This is a genomic window from Vibrio sp. 10N.222.49.C12, assembly GCF_041475025.1.
In the GTDB taxonomy this organism is placed as follows: Bacteria; Pseudomonadota; Gammaproteobacteria; order Enterobacterales; family Vibrionaceae; genus Vibrio; species Vibrio crassostreae_C.
On sequence record NZ_JBFRVF010000020.1, the window covers coordinates 99,204 to 112,221 of the forward strand.

The 13,018-nt window shown below is 46.4% G+C and carries 15 protein-coding genes and 1 pseudogene; 4 read left to right on the forward strand and 12 right to left on the reverse strand.

Translation table 11 applies throughout. The features are described 5' to 3' along the window. Positions 1-218: 218 nt before the first annotated feature. The 3 genes and pseudogenes from AB4583_RS06695 to AB4583_RS06705 form a co-directional block, all read right to left on the reverse strand. The gene (locus tag AB4583_RS06695) at positions 219-1,307 is read right to left on the reverse strand and encodes an alkene reductase (protein ID WP_372116877.1); all 1,089 of its coding nucleotides are present in this window, start codon (positions 1,305-1,307) and stop codon (positions 219-221) included. Positions 1,308-1,355: 48 nt separating this feature from the next. After that, positions 1,356-2,564 (reverse strand): MFS transporter, encoded by a 1,209-nt coding sequence (locus AB4583_RS06700; protein WP_372116879.1) that lies wholly within the window; start codon positions 2,562-2,564, stop codon positions 1,356-1,358. Between the two features lie 114 nt (positions 2,565-2,678). After that, positions 2,679-3,361 (reverse strand): annotated as a pseudogene (locus AB4583_RS06705) (SDR family oxidoreductase). A 173-nt stretch (positions 3,362-3,534) separates the two neighbouring features. On the opposite strand from AB4583_RS06705, the gene AB4583_RS06710 reads away from it, so the two are divergent. The 4 genes from AB4583_RS06710 (at position 3,535) to AB4583_RS06725 (ending at position 5,981) form a co-directional block, all read left to right on the forward strand. Then, complete coding sequence (locus tag AB4583_RS06710; RefSeq protein ID WP_372116881.1) at positions 3,535-4,464, forward strand: LysR family transcriptional regulator; 930 nt, start codon at positions 3,535-3,537, stop codon at positions 4,462-4,464. 113 nt (positions 4,465-4,577) lie between these two features. After that, positions 4,578-4,970: a GFA family protein gene (locus AB4583_RS06715; protein ID WP_017061270.1), complete on the forward strand. Its 393-nt coding sequence runs from the start codon at positions 4,578-4,580 to the stop codon at positions 4,968-4,970. Positions 4,971-4,999: 29 nt separating this feature from the next. Then, positions 5,000-5,467, forward strand: coding sequence for an OsmC family protein (locus tag AB4583_RS06720; RefSeq protein ID WP_372116883.1), 468 nt, complete (start codon positions 5,000-5,002; stop codon positions 5,465-5,467). A 169-nt stretch (positions 5,468-5,636) separates the two neighbouring features. Beyond that, positions 5,637-5,981 (forward strand): ribosome recycling factor family protein, encoded by a 345-nt coding sequence (locus AB4583_RS06725; RefSeq protein ID WP_017061272.1) that lies wholly within the window; start codon positions 5,637-5,639, stop codon positions 5,979-5,981. A gap of 144 nt (positions 5,982-6,125) precedes the next feature. On the opposite strand, the gene AB4583_RS06730 is transcribed toward AB4583_RS06725, so the two are convergent. The 9 genes from AB4583_RS06730 to AB4583_RS06770 all read right to left on the reverse strand — a co-directional run bounded on the left by AB4583_RS06730 (position 6,126) and on the right by AB4583_RS06770 (position 13,017). Then, positions 6,126-6,365, reverse strand: coding sequence for an RNA-binding protein (locus tag AB4583_RS06730; RefSeq protein ID WP_017061273.1), 240 nt, complete (start codon positions 6,363-6,365; stop codon positions 6,126-6,128). Positions 6,366-6,472: 107 nt separating this feature from the next. Then, positions 6,473-7,141, reverse strand: a complete 669-nt coding sequence (locus AB4583_RS06735; RefSeq protein WP_372083737.1) for an SDR family NAD(P)-dependent oxidoreductase — start codon at positions 7,139-7,141, stop codon at positions 6,473-6,475. 288 nt (positions 7,142-7,429) lie between these two features. Beyond that, complete coding sequence (locus AB4583_RS06740) at positions 7,430-7,693, reverse strand: hypothetical protein (protein ID WP_017061275.1); 264 nt, start codon at positions 7,691-7,693, stop codon at positions 7,430-7,432. A gap of 246 nt (positions 7,694-7,939) precedes the next feature. Beyond that, on the reverse strand, positions 7,940-8,482 hold the full coding sequence (locus AB4583_RS06745) for a DUF3833 domain-containing protein (protein ID WP_017061276.1): 543 nt from the start codon (positions 8,480-8,482) through the stop codon (positions 7,940-7,942). Then, positions 8,479-9,054: a chalcone isomerase family protein gene (locus AB4583_RS06750; protein ID WP_017061277.1), complete on the reverse strand. Its 576-nt coding sequence runs from the start codon at positions 9,052-9,054 to the stop codon at positions 8,479-8,481. The genes AB4583_RS06745 and AB4583_RS06750 overlap by 4 nt, the downstream gene beginning before the upstream one ends. Before the next feature lie 3 nt (positions 9,055-9,057). Next, the gene (locus AB4583_RS06755) at positions 9,058-9,579 is read right to left on the reverse strand and encodes a DUF2878 domain-containing protein (RefSeq protein WP_017061278.1); all 522 of its coding nucleotides are present in this window, start codon (positions 9,577-9,579) and stop codon (positions 9,058-9,060) included. Beyond that, the gene (locus AB4583_RS06760) at positions 9,557-10,837 is read right to left on the reverse strand and encodes a cyclopropane-fatty-acyl-phospholipid synthase family protein (protein WP_017061279.1); all 1,281 of its coding nucleotides are present in this window, start codon (positions 10,835-10,837) and stop codon (positions 9,557-9,559) included. The genes AB4583_RS06755 and AB4583_RS06760 overlap by 23 nt, the downstream gene beginning before the upstream one ends. A 105-nt stretch (positions 10,838-10,942) precedes the next feature. Beyond that, positions 10,943-11,749: a DUF1365 domain-containing protein gene (locus AB4583_RS06765; protein ID WP_017061280.1), complete on the reverse strand. Its 807-nt coding sequence runs from the start codon at positions 11,747-11,749 to the stop codon at positions 10,943-10,945. Continuing rightward, complete coding sequence (locus AB4583_RS06770) at positions 11,746-13,017, reverse strand: NAD(P)/FAD-dependent oxidoreductase (protein WP_372073651.1); 1,272 nt, start codon at positions 13,015-13,017, stop codon at positions 11,746-11,748. The genes AB4583_RS06765 and AB4583_RS06770 overlap by 4 nt, the downstream gene beginning before the upstream one ends. Position 13,018: the final 1 nt, after the last annotated feature.

Consider the following 13,018-nt stretch of genomic DNA (forward strand, 5'->3'; position numbering starts at 1 on the left):
TTTAAATTGACCAAACGCTAACTTTTATCGATTGATTAATTGCAGTGAATCATTTAAAAATAGAATATCAATGCGCACAAGTGCATAATGGCTCATAAGTTAAATAATTAAACTAGATTGTGGTTTACCCCCTAAACTGCATTAGGCTCGCACTAGTCATGCGAGCCTTTCTTTTGCCTGAAGGAAAATCTAAGGCAGTTCTATCAATTTAAGATTCACTACAACACTGGATAATCGATGTAGCCTTTTTCGTTGCCGCCGAACAGAGTCGCGCCATCAAGATCGGATAGTTCGCTGCCGTTTTGTAGGCGTGAAACTAGATCTGGGTTAGCAACGAATGGGCGACCAAATGCGACGAGATCGGCGTAGCCTTTGCTTAGTACTTCTTCGGCGCGTTGTGGTGTGTAGCTGCCGGCAACGATGATGGTGTTAGAGAACAAGGCTCTTAGTTCGACACGGAAGCTTTCAGGGATAACTGGAGCATCATCCCAGTCGGCTTCTGATAGGTGCAGGTAAGCGATGTCTCGATCTTGAAGTGCCTTCGATGCCTCTAAAATCGTTGGTACGATATCTGGGCAGTTCATGTATTTGAAGGTGATGAACGGCGCCAAGCGCACACCTACTTTATCGGCACCTATCTCTTCAATCACAGCATCAACCACTTCGATTAGGAAGCGAAGTCGGTTCTCGCGGCTACCGCCGTAGTTGTCGGTGCGTTTGTTTGAGTTGGTTCTTAGGAACTGATCAATCAGGTAGCCATTGCCACCGTGTATTTCCACTCCGTTGAACCCTGCCTCGACTGCTTTTTTCGCTGAGTTAGCAAAATCTTGAACAACACGATCGATGTCTGCTTGGGTCATCTCTCTTGGTTGGATGCAATCCACCATGTTGCCGTTACCATTCTCATCAGAGATCCAAACCTGCGTTTCTATTGGAGCTAATGCAGAAGGTGCAATCGGTAACTCGCCTTTTTGAAAGGTAGGGTGTGATACTCGGCCTACATGCCATAGCTGGCAGAATATCGCGGCACCTTGTGCTTTTGCTGCTGTTGTTACTGACTTCCAACCTTCGATTTGTGCATCGGTATAAACGCCGGGTGTGAATGAGTAACCTTGAGAGTCATCAGAGATCTGCGTTGCTTCCGTGATGATCAGCCCTGCACTTGCGCGTTGTTGGTAATAGGTTGCCATCATGTCGTTTGGCACGTTTCCAGGTTGGCTAGTACGAGCGCGTGTCATGGGTGCCATAACCACGCGGTTTTGTAGTGCTAGGCCTTTCAGTTCTGATGCTTCGAATAGTTTGTTCATGGTTTCTACCTTGTTTTAATGCTGTGATCTTTCGTTTTTTATTGGGGCTTATTTGCTTTCTGCTGGGCTGAAAATAGAGTTGCTTTGTGGCCTCCCCGCTCGGTTGGCTTTCGCAATAAGCAGCAAACAAATAACAGGGACAACAACGGCTGCGAATGGAATCATGCCTGCGCCTAGTTGGCTGTCGAGTACCATGCCGCCAAGGAATCCACCAAAGGCATTGGCTAAATTAAACGCTGAGATATTCGCGGTTGCTGCTAGCTCTTGGCCTTCGCCACCGTTGTTCATCACTCGAAGTTGCATTGCTGGAACGTTCGCAAATGATGCAATACCAAAGACAAATACCGCTGCAACGAATAGGATTTTGTTGTCTACCACAAGCCCAACTACAACCAATGACACGATCATTGCAACGGCCCAAAACATTGAAGCTTTGCCTAGGTTTTTATCTGAAGAGCGTCCGCCCAAGGTGTTACCGATGATTAAGCCGACACCCACAATCACTAAGATCCAAGTAACAGACTCTTGACCGTAGCCGGTGATGTGCATAGCGATTGGCGCAAGGTATCCGTATAGCGTCATGAAGCCAGACCAAGCAAAAGCAGTGATTGCCAAGCTGATCAGCAGCATTGGGTTTTTGAACGCTAACAGCTGAGTTTTGATGTCTTTTGCTTCACTGTGACCAGTCGATTTGATTGACGTTAGAATAGAAATCATCGCAATCGTGCCAAGTGCAGCCACGGTAAAGAAAGTGGTGTGCCAGCCGAATTGCAAGCTAACCCAAGTTCCCGCTGGAACGCCAAGAACGTTAGCGACTGTTAGGCCTGCGAACATTTGGCCAACGGCACGACCTGCCATTTTTTCAGACACTAAGTTGGTTGCGACAACCGCACCGATGCCATAGAAAGGGCCTTGCACTAAGCCTGCGATCACACGGCTTGCCAGTAGAAGTGGATAGCTTGGCGCTAAGGCGGATAACACGTTGCCAATAATGAACAGTGCCATTAAGCCAATCAGCACTATCTTCTTATTAAAGCGCGCAAGGTAGATTGTTAAGATCGGGCCGCCGATAACGATAGCCAACGCGTAAGCACTGATAAGGTAGCCAGCTTGACCTTCTGTGATTGAAAGTGATGTGGCGATCTGTGGAAGAATGCCTGCGATAACAAACTCAGCCGTGCCGATTGCAAATGCAGCGAGTGTCAGTATCCAAACTTGGAATGGCATCTTTTCTTGTGTCATGGCTTTTGATTTCATGATGAGTTACCTATGTAAATTCTTATTTGTTAGGACGTTGAGATAAACGCCCTAACGATGTTCTTTGTGTCTCTGTGTCTCTGTGTCTCTGTGTCTTTGTGTTTTTGCGGGGGTTTAGCCGAGTAGAGCGCCGCCATCGATGTCGATGATTGACCCTGTTACGTATGGGTTGTTAATCGCGAATAGGTAACCCATCGCAACCTCTGAAGGTTCGCCAACCTTGCCTGCGGGTAGATTCTTTTTGGCGTTGTCGTACATGCTTGCACGAGCAGAGTCGTCCATGTTTTTGTAGGCTTCCGTCATGGTCAGGCCGGGGCTAACGGCATTGACGCGAATGGGTGTAGCTCTTTCGCCAGTATTTTGGTTACGCTTTCTAGCGCGGCGTTGATGGCGGTTTTTACGTAAGTGCCAGCCACTACTTTGCGAGACAACATGCCTGTCGTGAGCGTGATAGAGCCGTTTGGCGTCATGTAGCGTGAGGCATGTTTTGCTACGTTTAAGCTGCCCCAAAACTTAGTGTCAAAAGCTGTCTTAGCGTCTGCGGTTGCTACGTCTGTTACTTTTCCTGCGGGAGCGGATGAGCCAGCTGTTACGACTAAGTGGTCAAACACGCCAATCGATTCGAAGTATTCACAAATTGACTTTTCATTGCTGATATTAAGGCCTGTATGTCGGCTAGCGACGTGCACTGTGTTGTTTTCGTTTCTCAATTTCATCGCGAGTGCTTTACCGATGCCTGATGTGCCACCAATGATGACGAAAGTGCGCTGCTCTTGATTAGTCGATTCGTTAGTCATGCTCTGAATTCCTGCGTTGTTCTGTTGATGTTTGTCATTATATGTATTCGACTAAATTTGATAATTGTCTAAAATATAAATTCATTATTCGGATAATCTGAATAGTGTGGCTAAGTGTTGAGATCGAGCATTAAGATCGAGAAGTAAGACGAAGAGACGGAAGCGAGAATCGTATGGATAAGTTTTCAGATATGGCGATGTTCGTCAGTATTGTTAAGCATCACGGGTTAGCGGCGGCTGGGCGCGAACTGGGTTTATCACCTGCGACCATGACAGCAAGGCTTCAAGCGCTGGAAGAGCGATATGGTGTGAAGTTGTTAAATCGAAGTACGCGTCATGTGTCTTTGACTGACTCTGGGGAGCTGTATCACAAGGCGTGTTTGGAGATTTTAGACAACGTCAGTGAGGCCGAAAACCTGATTCAAAATGGTGTAAAAGAAGTCAAAGGCTCGCTAAAAATCGCCGCGCCGAAAGACATCGGAAAGCAGTACATTCTTCCTATACTTTCGGGGTTTTGTCAGCAGTATCCGGACGTTATTCCTTACCTGTATTTGAACGATAACCTCTCGAACATTGCTGAATCTGGCATGGATATCGTGGTCCGTTATGGTGAACTGGTCGACAGCAGTTTGATATCCAGACGCTTATCGCCAAGCCGACGTGTGTTGTGCGCTTCTCCTGAATATCTTGCTAAACATGGAACACCGTTAACACCACAAGATTTGGTCGAACACGACTGTTTAGCCATGCTGCGTAGCAATGAAGAGCTCAAGACATGGCACTTCCAAGAACATGATATGAAGAAGTCGGTGACGGTTGTGCCGAAGCGATTTTCAGACGATGGCGAAGTGATTCGCTACTGGGCATTAAAAGGTGAGGGCATTGCGCTTAAATCGGTGTTGGATGTGCAAGATGACATCAATAACCAACGCCTTGTGACTCTGCTTAATGGCTACATGAAAAACTTCAATACCGCGATGTCGGTGTCGAGTGCTGACTTGAATGTGGTGTACATCAGCAAGAAATATCAGCCCAAGCGTATCCGGTTGTTTCTTGATTTCTTGTTTGAGCGGTTTGGCGATTTGGTTGAAAAGTCTAGTTAGATTAGCCGAGAAGCAGCGCATGACAGATCTCTCGAACTCAACACCCGGGTACGGACAGAGAACATTGAACTGGTTATGATACGACCAACATAAGGATGTGATTGGAGAGAAAAATGAAAGTCGTCGGAGATACGGTTATCCAACCTTTTCACAAGGCAACCTGCCATTGCGGTGCGGTTGAACTAGAGTTCAGCTTACCTAACGGGATAGAAAAACCACGCCGCTGTGATTGCTCTATCTGTCGTCGCAGGGGAGCGATTGTGGGCTCTGTTGCACTGGACGGCATCAAGATCCTCAAAGGTGCCGAGCATCTCAAGCTTTATCAATTCAATACCAACACCGCAAAGCATTATTTCTGCTCAAACTGCGGCATCTATACCCATCATCAACGCCGTTCTAGCCCAAATGAATACGGTTTTAACATCGGCTGTTTGGAAGGGGTAAACCCTTTTGATATTGGCGATGTGGTGACCAACGATGGCGTCAATCACCCTGCTGATCGCTAAGTCGTTACACAATATAAAAGGAATTAATTATGTCTGAATATGGAGCGGTCATTCGCTGGCAAAAAGCGGAAGATGAAGCCTTTAGCGACAACCAATACAGTCGCGGTCATACGTGGGAGTTCGATGGTGGTGTCACTGTGCCAGCTTCATCTTCTCCTCATGTTGTGCCACTGCCGTTTTCGGTGGAAGCGAATGTTGATCCAGAAGAAGCGTTTATCGCGGCACTTTCTAGCTGCCATATGCTGACGTTTTTGGGCATTGCCGCAAAGCAGAAGTACGTGATCGACTCCTATGTCGATGATGCGATTGGTGTGCTGGAAGAAGATGAATCTGGCCGCTCATCGGTCACTAAGGTGACTCTGCGCCCTAAAATTGTGTTTTTAGGTACCAAAAAGCCCACCGCCAAGCAGCTCGACAAACTGCACCACTTGGCGCACAAAAACTGCTTTATCGCGAACTCGGTAAAAACGGACATTGTGGTAGAAACTAAAGCGTAAACCACACACGTTAACATCCAAAAACCGCGAGGTTGCTTAGTGCATCACTGGCGGTTTTTTTGTGTCTGTGTAATCCTACGTACGGTTTTAATTGAGTGACAGTTAGAAAGTTTTGAGAGATAGGTAGAGAGCTCTTGAATGGTAGGAATAGATTGATTAGCAGAGAGTTATGTTTAGCGTCCCATTGAATAGTTTTGTACATCGTGTGAGTGATAAAAGCCAAGTGATGGTGAATGCTGCGGAATGTGGATGTCAGTTGAAACGAGTTCGTCGTTCGCGTAATTGGCTGTTGGTCGCTCAAGAGTATCAACTCGTTGAATTTAAAACGATGTTAACCCATGAAAAAGACGGTTGGATAGCAATTGCAATCGACAAAGTGCTGCCTAAACCCGTGGTGTGTTTGGCATCTCTGTTGGCCGCTACACCTTCAATGACTGTGGCTCAGCTGGTGATGGAATCTGGATGTTCAATGGCCGAAGCAAGACGTGCTATTGATGAACATGAAGGTCTGTAGGCGTATTCAAATCGTGTGAAAAGAGAATTGCGAGCAGCAAAAAGCCCGTAACGATATTGCGCTGGAAAACGTCATATCGTTACGGGCTTTATCATCTGTGCTGCTGTTAAGCTAAGCCATGCGGCTTATGAAGCATTGAATCGATTAAGAGTTCGCTACTTTTACACGAATCGTGTTTTTGCCAAGCTTTGACAAGTTCAGCTTGTTTAGTGCCGCTTTAGCTTCTTCTTGCTCTGGCATTTCAACAAAAGCAAAGCCTTTTGAGTCGCCAGTTTCTTGGTCTAAAACTAGGCTGCACTCTTTTACTGAGCCAAACTCAGAAAATAGCACACGGATGTCTTGCTCAGAGGTAGAGCGCGATAGGTTACGAACTAGAAGTTTCATAATAAACCTTGAATATGAATTTACGCCGAGCATTGTCGCACACTTTCATGCTCACCCTCACAAATAATTGTCTCGCGGCTCTATTTCCTTGTAGCTCTATCTAAGCACTAGCCGCGGTTTATCGTGATGTCTGATACGAAGCCATGCTCTGTGCTGGTCAACGCCTGTTGTAGCATCTGAGCGGCTTCTTGCGCGGTCATAAAGCTCGAGGTATCCATGTCTTTACCGCTTGTATTCCAAAACTCGGTCGCCATTCCTCCAGGGTAAACCGCCACGATTTTCATCGGGTGACCTTTTAGCTCTAACCTTACCGATTCGATAAAGCCTTTCACGGCCCATTTTGCCGCGCAGTAGGTGGACTCTTCAGCTTTAGCACCTTGTGCCGCCGTCGACATCACCACAGCGATGGTGACCGATTGATCTTTGTAGCGCTGTACAAGCTCGCGAATCAAAAAGATCGAAGACTCAATATTGTTCTTCAGCATGTCGCTGATGATGGTTGGATCTTGCTGTTCTATCTTACCGAAGTACCCACTGCCAGCGCTGTGGATCACCAGCTTCGGCATTTCAGGTAACGCATCCAATAACTCGCTCACTGAGTGCGGGTCACAGAGATCACAAGCTTGGCTAATGGTATTCGCAGGTAGGCCTTGCGCCACTTCTGCTAAACGTTGTGCATTGCGACCTGTAATGGCTACGCGCTGAGCGTCGGCGTTAGCATATTGTTTCGCGAGAGCTGCGCCTAAACCGCTGCTTGATCCGGTAATTAAAATCATACTGTCTTCAATTTGTAGAGTTGATTCGAGATAGTAAGGGGCTAGGCTAAGATTTTCTGAGATCTATGGCTAAAGTTGATCGATAGCCTGGTTGATAGGTTGATAGGTTGATAGGTTGATAGGTTAATAGCTTGGGTGATCGGTCGAGCGGTAAGGCTGAGCTAAGAAAGTGGGGGAAAGCCGTTAAGAATCGACGGGTTTGGTCAGAAATAACACAGCCAAAAAGTAGCAGAACTAACAAGTAAAAGCGCCGGCATAGAGCCAGCGCTTTTGAGTAATCATAAGTGATTATTCGTCGTCGAACTGTTTGATCGTGAACGCGTCTTCGATTCGGTTAAGCTCTTCTTGTTCTTTCACTCGCTTCTCTTCTTGCAGAGTCGCTCTCGTTTCGTTGAAACGTTTTTTCTCTGACTTAGTCAGGAATTTTACAGCTTTTTTGTTGGTCAGTGCGTAAGCAACTACGTCTTCACCTTTTTCTCTGCGGTCGTTTACGCGTTGTGAGAAACGTTCATTGTCGCGAGCTTTACGCTCCGCTGAGGTCAACTTGCTCATGCTTTAAAGCCTTTTCAATTATTCATGGTAGGGAATCTACGCTTAGCGAAACAAATGGGGACTGCTTAGTGTCAGTCTAGTCCATTTGTATGCTGGTGGCGCATCTTAGCACAATGGCTTGAGCATGCAGGTATGCTATTCGAGGGATCAAACAAAACAGCCCACAATTTTCGTTGTGGGCTGTTTTGTTACGTACTGTAGATGTAGTCATCGTTTTAAAACTAAGAATCAGAAACGGCAGTTACATCAAATCTTCTCGATGTATAAGATGACCTCTCCGACTTTAAAGCCAAACTTAGACATCTCAGTCTTGTTGAACAAGCGTTTATCGTCCATTAAGAACATCCAATCATCGAGCACCACTTCATAGGTGCTGCCGTCTACTTCAATTTCTAGATCATATTTCCAATACAGCGCAGAACCTTGGGTTTCACCATAAGCGGTTCCGACGACATCGTTGGCAGTCCCAGAATAGGTGTTTTCGCCCGTTTTGATCAGATTCCAAACGCGAGTTGAGCGCTCGCCATCGGCAAAAGAGAACCACTCTTTGATTTCTCCGTTGTCACCGTCCCAAGTCGCGATCAGTTTGGCATCAAAGCGGCGCAGTAAGTTACCAGAGCGGTCTAGCACCATGCCGTAGGCCATTAGCTCGCCATTAAAAAAGGTTTCAAGCTTGAGCTCTGGCGTTGTGTCGACATGGTCTTCTAAACTTGCAGAGCCACAGCCCACTAGCCAAGTGAGTGAAAAAAATGCCAGAGCAAATTTTATTATTGTTGTTTTTGGATTCATTTGTTCAAACCTAAAAGTTGTTTACGAAGACCGGGTTCAGAGGTGTTTTCAGACAACCAAATCGCTAGAAAGGCTTCACCAAATTGCTTGTCTTGGATGGTGCCGATCGGTTGTTCATCGAAATAAAAACGACTTACGTTATCTTCAGCGACACGAATCGTGAGTGTGCTTCCTTCTTCCACGTTCGGCCACATCGCGTACAAGGGTTTCAACCATCGTTGAATGTTGCTGTCAGAGTAGCCAAGCTTGTTCCACTGATCTTCGGTAGCGTCTACGAGGTCTTTGCTATCGATAGAGCGGTAATACTCAAGCTTCAAAGCTCGTTCGGAGTTGGTTGGAGTCGCGTAGAATTCTGCCGAGTAGAGAGTCCAAAACAGGTAACTCATTTCACCCTCACCACGTTTGTTCAGATCATCGACAGCAGAGGCTCTAGCGTGTCCGGCAAATAACAGCGCAGCAAAGATTAACGGGAGAGTAATAAAGCTTAGAAGTGTGTTTTTTGCTTGCTGATGAGCGCGAACAATACCTCGCTCAGGTTTGAACGTTTGTGTCGGGTTGCGTGGATAAGCCATAAGTCACCTCGTTATTGCCATTTTAGGTTGTATTAAGTTGGAGTAGGCGGCCACCAGTAAGGGCAACAAAATCCCCCAACTTATTGCAAGGGCAGCAACTACCGATGCATCTGGCCAAGTAGTAAGAAGAGCACCTGCTTTGATGCCTCCCCAATAACTACTAGTACCTGCTACGAACCCTATGACAAACAAGATCACTTTCGAGCATTTTAAAAGCCAATTTAGGCTGTGGTTAAAACTGATTAAGAACATGATCCACAGGCAGACAAGCCACACCGGGAACCACGATTGATTCGCAATTTCAGAGTCGACGGCAAACACGCCGAAGTGGAGTAAGAGGCTATCAAGCAATAGCCCCAATGGTAATAAAATGAGTATCTTCAAATCGCTACTGCGAGTCGGTGATAGAAGGAAGTGAACCACTACAATCAGTGGTGTGACGAACGGGGCTTGCGCGGTAAAGAAAGCACTGCAAACCCAGGTCGCTTGAAACAGTACGAGATTAATAATCCAAAACCGCTTCATCTTTTTCTCCAAAGTAACGAGGTTTTCTTGCGACTACATGGTGAGTGCTGATCACGCGCTCTTTGAATGCGCCTTCACAGTAGCAGAAGTAGAAGGTCCATAAGCGTTTAAACTCTTCTGAATAGCCGAGAGACTCTAGCTCTTCCCAACTATTTTCAAAGGCGATGTTCCAATCATTCAGCGTTCGAGCGTAGTGCAGGCCAATGTCATCAATTTCTTGAACCACAAGGTCGGTGCTGGTCGCAAGGTGTTGGGTCATCACTGAAACAGAAGGTAGGCAACCGCCGGGGAAGATGTACTTCTGAATAAAGTCGACACCTTTGCGGTATTTGTCGTAACGGCTGTCAGCAATAGTAATTGCTTGAATCAGCATCTTGCCTGAGGGCTTAAGTAGCGAGGAACATTTTTCAAAGAAGGTTTGTAGATACTCATGTCCGACCGCCTCTATCATCTCGATCGAAACCAACTTGTCATACTCACCAGTGAGATTGCGATAATCCTCTTTGAGCAGGGTGATTTTGTCGGTTAAACCAAGCGCTTTTACTCTCTGTTCAGCAAGTGCATGTTGGGCATCTGAGATCGTGGTAGTGGTGACGTGGCAACCGTAGTGTTGCGCCATGAAGATGGCTAAGCCGCCCCACCCTGTGCCTATCTCGACCACGCTATCTTTCTCAGACAGTTCTAGTCGCTCACAGATGGTTTTCATTTTGTTTTGTTGAGCCTTCGACAAGGTTTCTGCGTCTTCGCTGTAGATTGCGGAAGAGTACTGCATCGAGCTATCTAAGAAGCGCTCATACAGCTCGTTGCCAATATCGTAGTGGGCGAGAATATTTCGCTTAGAGCCTTGCTCGGTGTTGGCATTCTTACGACGCAGCAATAGGTTTTTGATGCGAGAAATCCATTGTGTCTTGTCATCAAGCTCATCCAATTGGGCTTGGTTACGAGCCATGATTTGAATCACACGCGTTAGATTTGGGCTGGTCCATTTACCATCGATGTACGCTTCAGATGCGCCGATACTGCCGTTGATGACCACATCTCTAAAAAAGGTCGCATCATGAATCACGATTCGACCTTTCAAGTCTGCTTCTCGATCACCGAACACCGAATGCTGGTCGCGCTCAATGATCTCGAGCGTCGCGAATTGCAGGCTTTCTAACACCTTGAAGATTAAAGCTCGATATTTACAGTTGCTTGAAACAGCAACGGCTTTAGCTTGTTGTTCAATATTGTTGTTTTGTTTGGCAAGCTGTTCCATGTAAACCTCGCTGATAACTCATTCTAATATTTTGTGCCAACTAAGCTGAGTTCTGCTCCTTGATTGGAGCGAACCCAAGCTTCAATTGAGTTCTTTCATGTGCGCTTAAGACGTTGAGTCTGGATGCGCCACAAACGGTACTTTTTTCAGGAATAATTTGAGAGCCTGATAATAAATTCCCATCACGACTTTTATCGTCATCGCCGGAATCTTGAATACCGTTCGTCTAATGTTTGTCTTGGTTACTGACTGCTTCGTCAGAGCCAGTGTCGCATCGAAAAGCTTGTCGTCTCGGCGGCTTTCGATGTGAACTAACGTGCGTTTCGCTGGTGGCTTAATCTTCCAAAAATAAGTCATGTTCAAATCCATGAACGGCGAAACGTGAAACTCTTTTTTTACCTTCAATTCTTGGTGCATGTCGATGAGATAGTAGTGTCTTTCTCGCCAAGGCGTGTTACTCACCTCAGCCAACATGTACTTACAATCTCCAGTCTCGTCATAACAGAAGAAACAGTTGATTGGGCTGAAGTAGATGCCTAAACAGCGGCACTGAGCCAGCATCGTCACACGGTTTGAATCAGACCAAACCCCACCAAGTTGTTGCACTTTGGAAGCTATACGTTGCTTAAGTGATTTTGGTTCATCCGTGGTGACATTTTCTTTTTTTTCAGCGAGATAATCCGATTCGACAAAGCGAATCGGGTTGTACCAACGAGTTCCGAACAGCGCACTGCGCGCTGTGGTTTGGGGCAGCTCATCAAGATCTAACCCCATCATATACAGCTGATAGCTGAACTCATGAGTGATGTCGCCAAAGCGGCGATGTCTGACGTTACCCCAATAGATACCGCTGAGCTCTTCACTCTTTTCGGATGCGATCCCCATCTCGGGTGTCAGGGTTTGACTGTTCATAGCGCGGAACTCGTACTCAAATCTAAACCGAAGCGTTTGGTCACATCGAGTGCACTGTGGACACCGTCTTCATGGAAGCCGTTATACCAATAAGCGCCAGCAAAGTGCGTCTGGTTTTTGCCACAGATTTGCTCACGCTTGTGCTGAGCTTCGACCGTGTTCGAATTAAGTACCGGGTGATGATAAACAAAGCTGCGAATAATTTTTTCTGGGTCGATGGCTTCGCTTTGATTCAAGGTGACACAGAAGGTGTCTTGGCTTTCGATGCCTTGCAGAATGTTCATGTTGTACGTGACACAAGCAGGTCGTTTACTGTCGCCATCCAACATGTAGTTCCAGCTTGCCCAAGCCAGTTTCCTGTCTGGTAACAAGCGAGTATCGGTGTGCAGAACCACTTCATTGCGGCTGTATGGGATCTCGCCCAGTACCTGTTGCTCTTGTTCTGTTGCATCACCAAGCAGACGTAAGGCTTGGTCTGAGTGACAAGCAAAGATTACTTCGTCGAAGTCTTGTGTGCTGCCATCTTCAAACTCAATCGTGACGCCTGTTTCATTGCGAGTCACTTGTTTAATCGATGTATTGAGTGCAACGGGTTTGTTTAAGCGTGAAAGGATGATTTCAACATAAGAACGCGATCCCTTTGGTATCACATACCACTGAGGACGGTTCGCGATATCGAGCAATCCATGGTTGTAGAAAAACTGAATGAAGAACTTGAGCTCAAACTCTTCCATCTCTTCCAAGCTTGTCGACCAAATCGCCGCGCCCATCGGTAAGATGTAGTGCTGGCTGAAAAAGTCGGAAAATTGATTATCTCGTAGGAAACTGCCAAGGGTAACGTCTGGTGTGAATTCATTGCTTTCAAACTGAGCCTTACACAGCTTGTTGAACTTGAGAATGTCAGACACTAAAGACCAGAACTGAGGTTTGAAGATGTTGCTCCTCTGCGCGAATAACGAATTAATGCTGTGGCCGTTGTATTCAAACTTGGTCGTCGTGTTGTGGACGCTGAAGCTCATCTCAGTCGGTTGCCTTTCGACATCGAGTTGTTCTAGAAGCTGATTGAAATTCGGGTAGGTTCGATCGTTGAATACGATGAAACCTGTATCTATCGAAAACGCCGAGCCTTGATGTTCAATATCAACGGTCGCGGTGTGCCCCCCAACGTAATCATTCTTTTCGAATACTGTTACGTCGTGGTGCTTATCTAATATATGCGCGCAAGTGAGTCCAGAGATACCTGAACCAATAATGGCGATTTTCTTCATT

Excerpts from the sequence above, each read along its gene's own strand:
- AB4583_RS06695 (WP_372116877.1), bottom strand. The coding sequence starts at position 1,307 with ATGAACAAACTATTCGAAGCATCAGAACTGAAAGGCCTAGCACTACAA.
- AB4583_RS06700 (WP_372116879.1), bottom strand. The coding sequence starts at position 2,564 with ATGAAATCAAAAGCCATGACACAAGAAAAGATGCCATTCCAAGTTTGG.
- AB4583_RS06710 (WP_372116881.1), top strand. The coding sequence starts at position 3,535 with ATGGATAAGTTTTCAGATATGGCGATGTTCGTCAGTATTGTTAAGCAT.
- AB4583_RS06715 (WP_017061270.1), top strand. The coding sequence starts at position 4,578 with ATGAAAGTCGTCGGAGATACGGTTATCCAACCTTTTCACAAGGCAACC.
- AB4583_RS06720 (WP_372116883.1), top strand. The coding sequence starts at position 5,000 with ATGTCTGAATATGGAGCGGTCATTCGCTGGCAAAAAGCGGAAGATGAA.
- AB4583_RS06725 (WP_017061272.1), top strand. The coding sequence starts at position 5,637 with ATGTTTAGCGTCCCATTGAATAGTTTTGTACATCGTGTGAGTGATAAA.
- AB4583_RS06730 (WP_017061273.1), bottom strand. The coding sequence starts at position 6,365 with ATGAAACTTCTAGTTCGTAACCTATCGCGCTCTACCTCTGAGCAAGAC.
- AB4583_RS06735 (WP_372083737.1), bottom strand. The coding sequence starts at position 7,141 with ATGATTTTAATTACCGGATCAAGCAGCGGTTTAGGCGCAGCTCTCGCG.
- AB4583_RS06740 (WP_017061275.1), bottom strand. The coding sequence starts at position 7,693 with ATGAGCAAGTTGACCTCAGCGGAGCGTAAAGCTCGCGACAATGAACGT.
- AB4583_RS06745 (WP_017061276.1), bottom strand. The coding sequence starts at position 8,482 with ATGAATCCAAAAACAACAATAATAAAATTTGCTCTGGCATTTTTTTCA.
- AB4583_RS06750 (WP_017061277.1), bottom strand. The coding sequence starts at position 9,054 with ATGGCTTATCCACGCAACCCGACACAAACGTTCAAACCTGAGCGAGGT.
- AB4583_RS06755 (WP_017061278.1), bottom strand. The coding sequence starts at position 9,579 with ATGAAGCGGTTTTGGATTATTAATCTCGTACTGTTTCAAGCGACCTGG.
- AB4583_RS06760 (WP_017061279.1), bottom strand. The coding sequence starts at position 10,837 with ATGGAACAGCTTGCCAAACAAAACAACAATATTGAACAACAAGCTAAA.
- AB4583_RS06765 (WP_017061280.1), bottom strand. The coding sequence starts at position 11,749 with ATGAACAGTCAAACCCTGACACCCGAGATGGGGATCGCATCCGAAAAG.
- AB4583_RS06770 (WP_372073651.1), bottom strand. The coding sequence starts at position 13,017 with ATGAAGAAAATCGCCATTATTGGTTCAGGTATCTCTGGACTCACTTGC.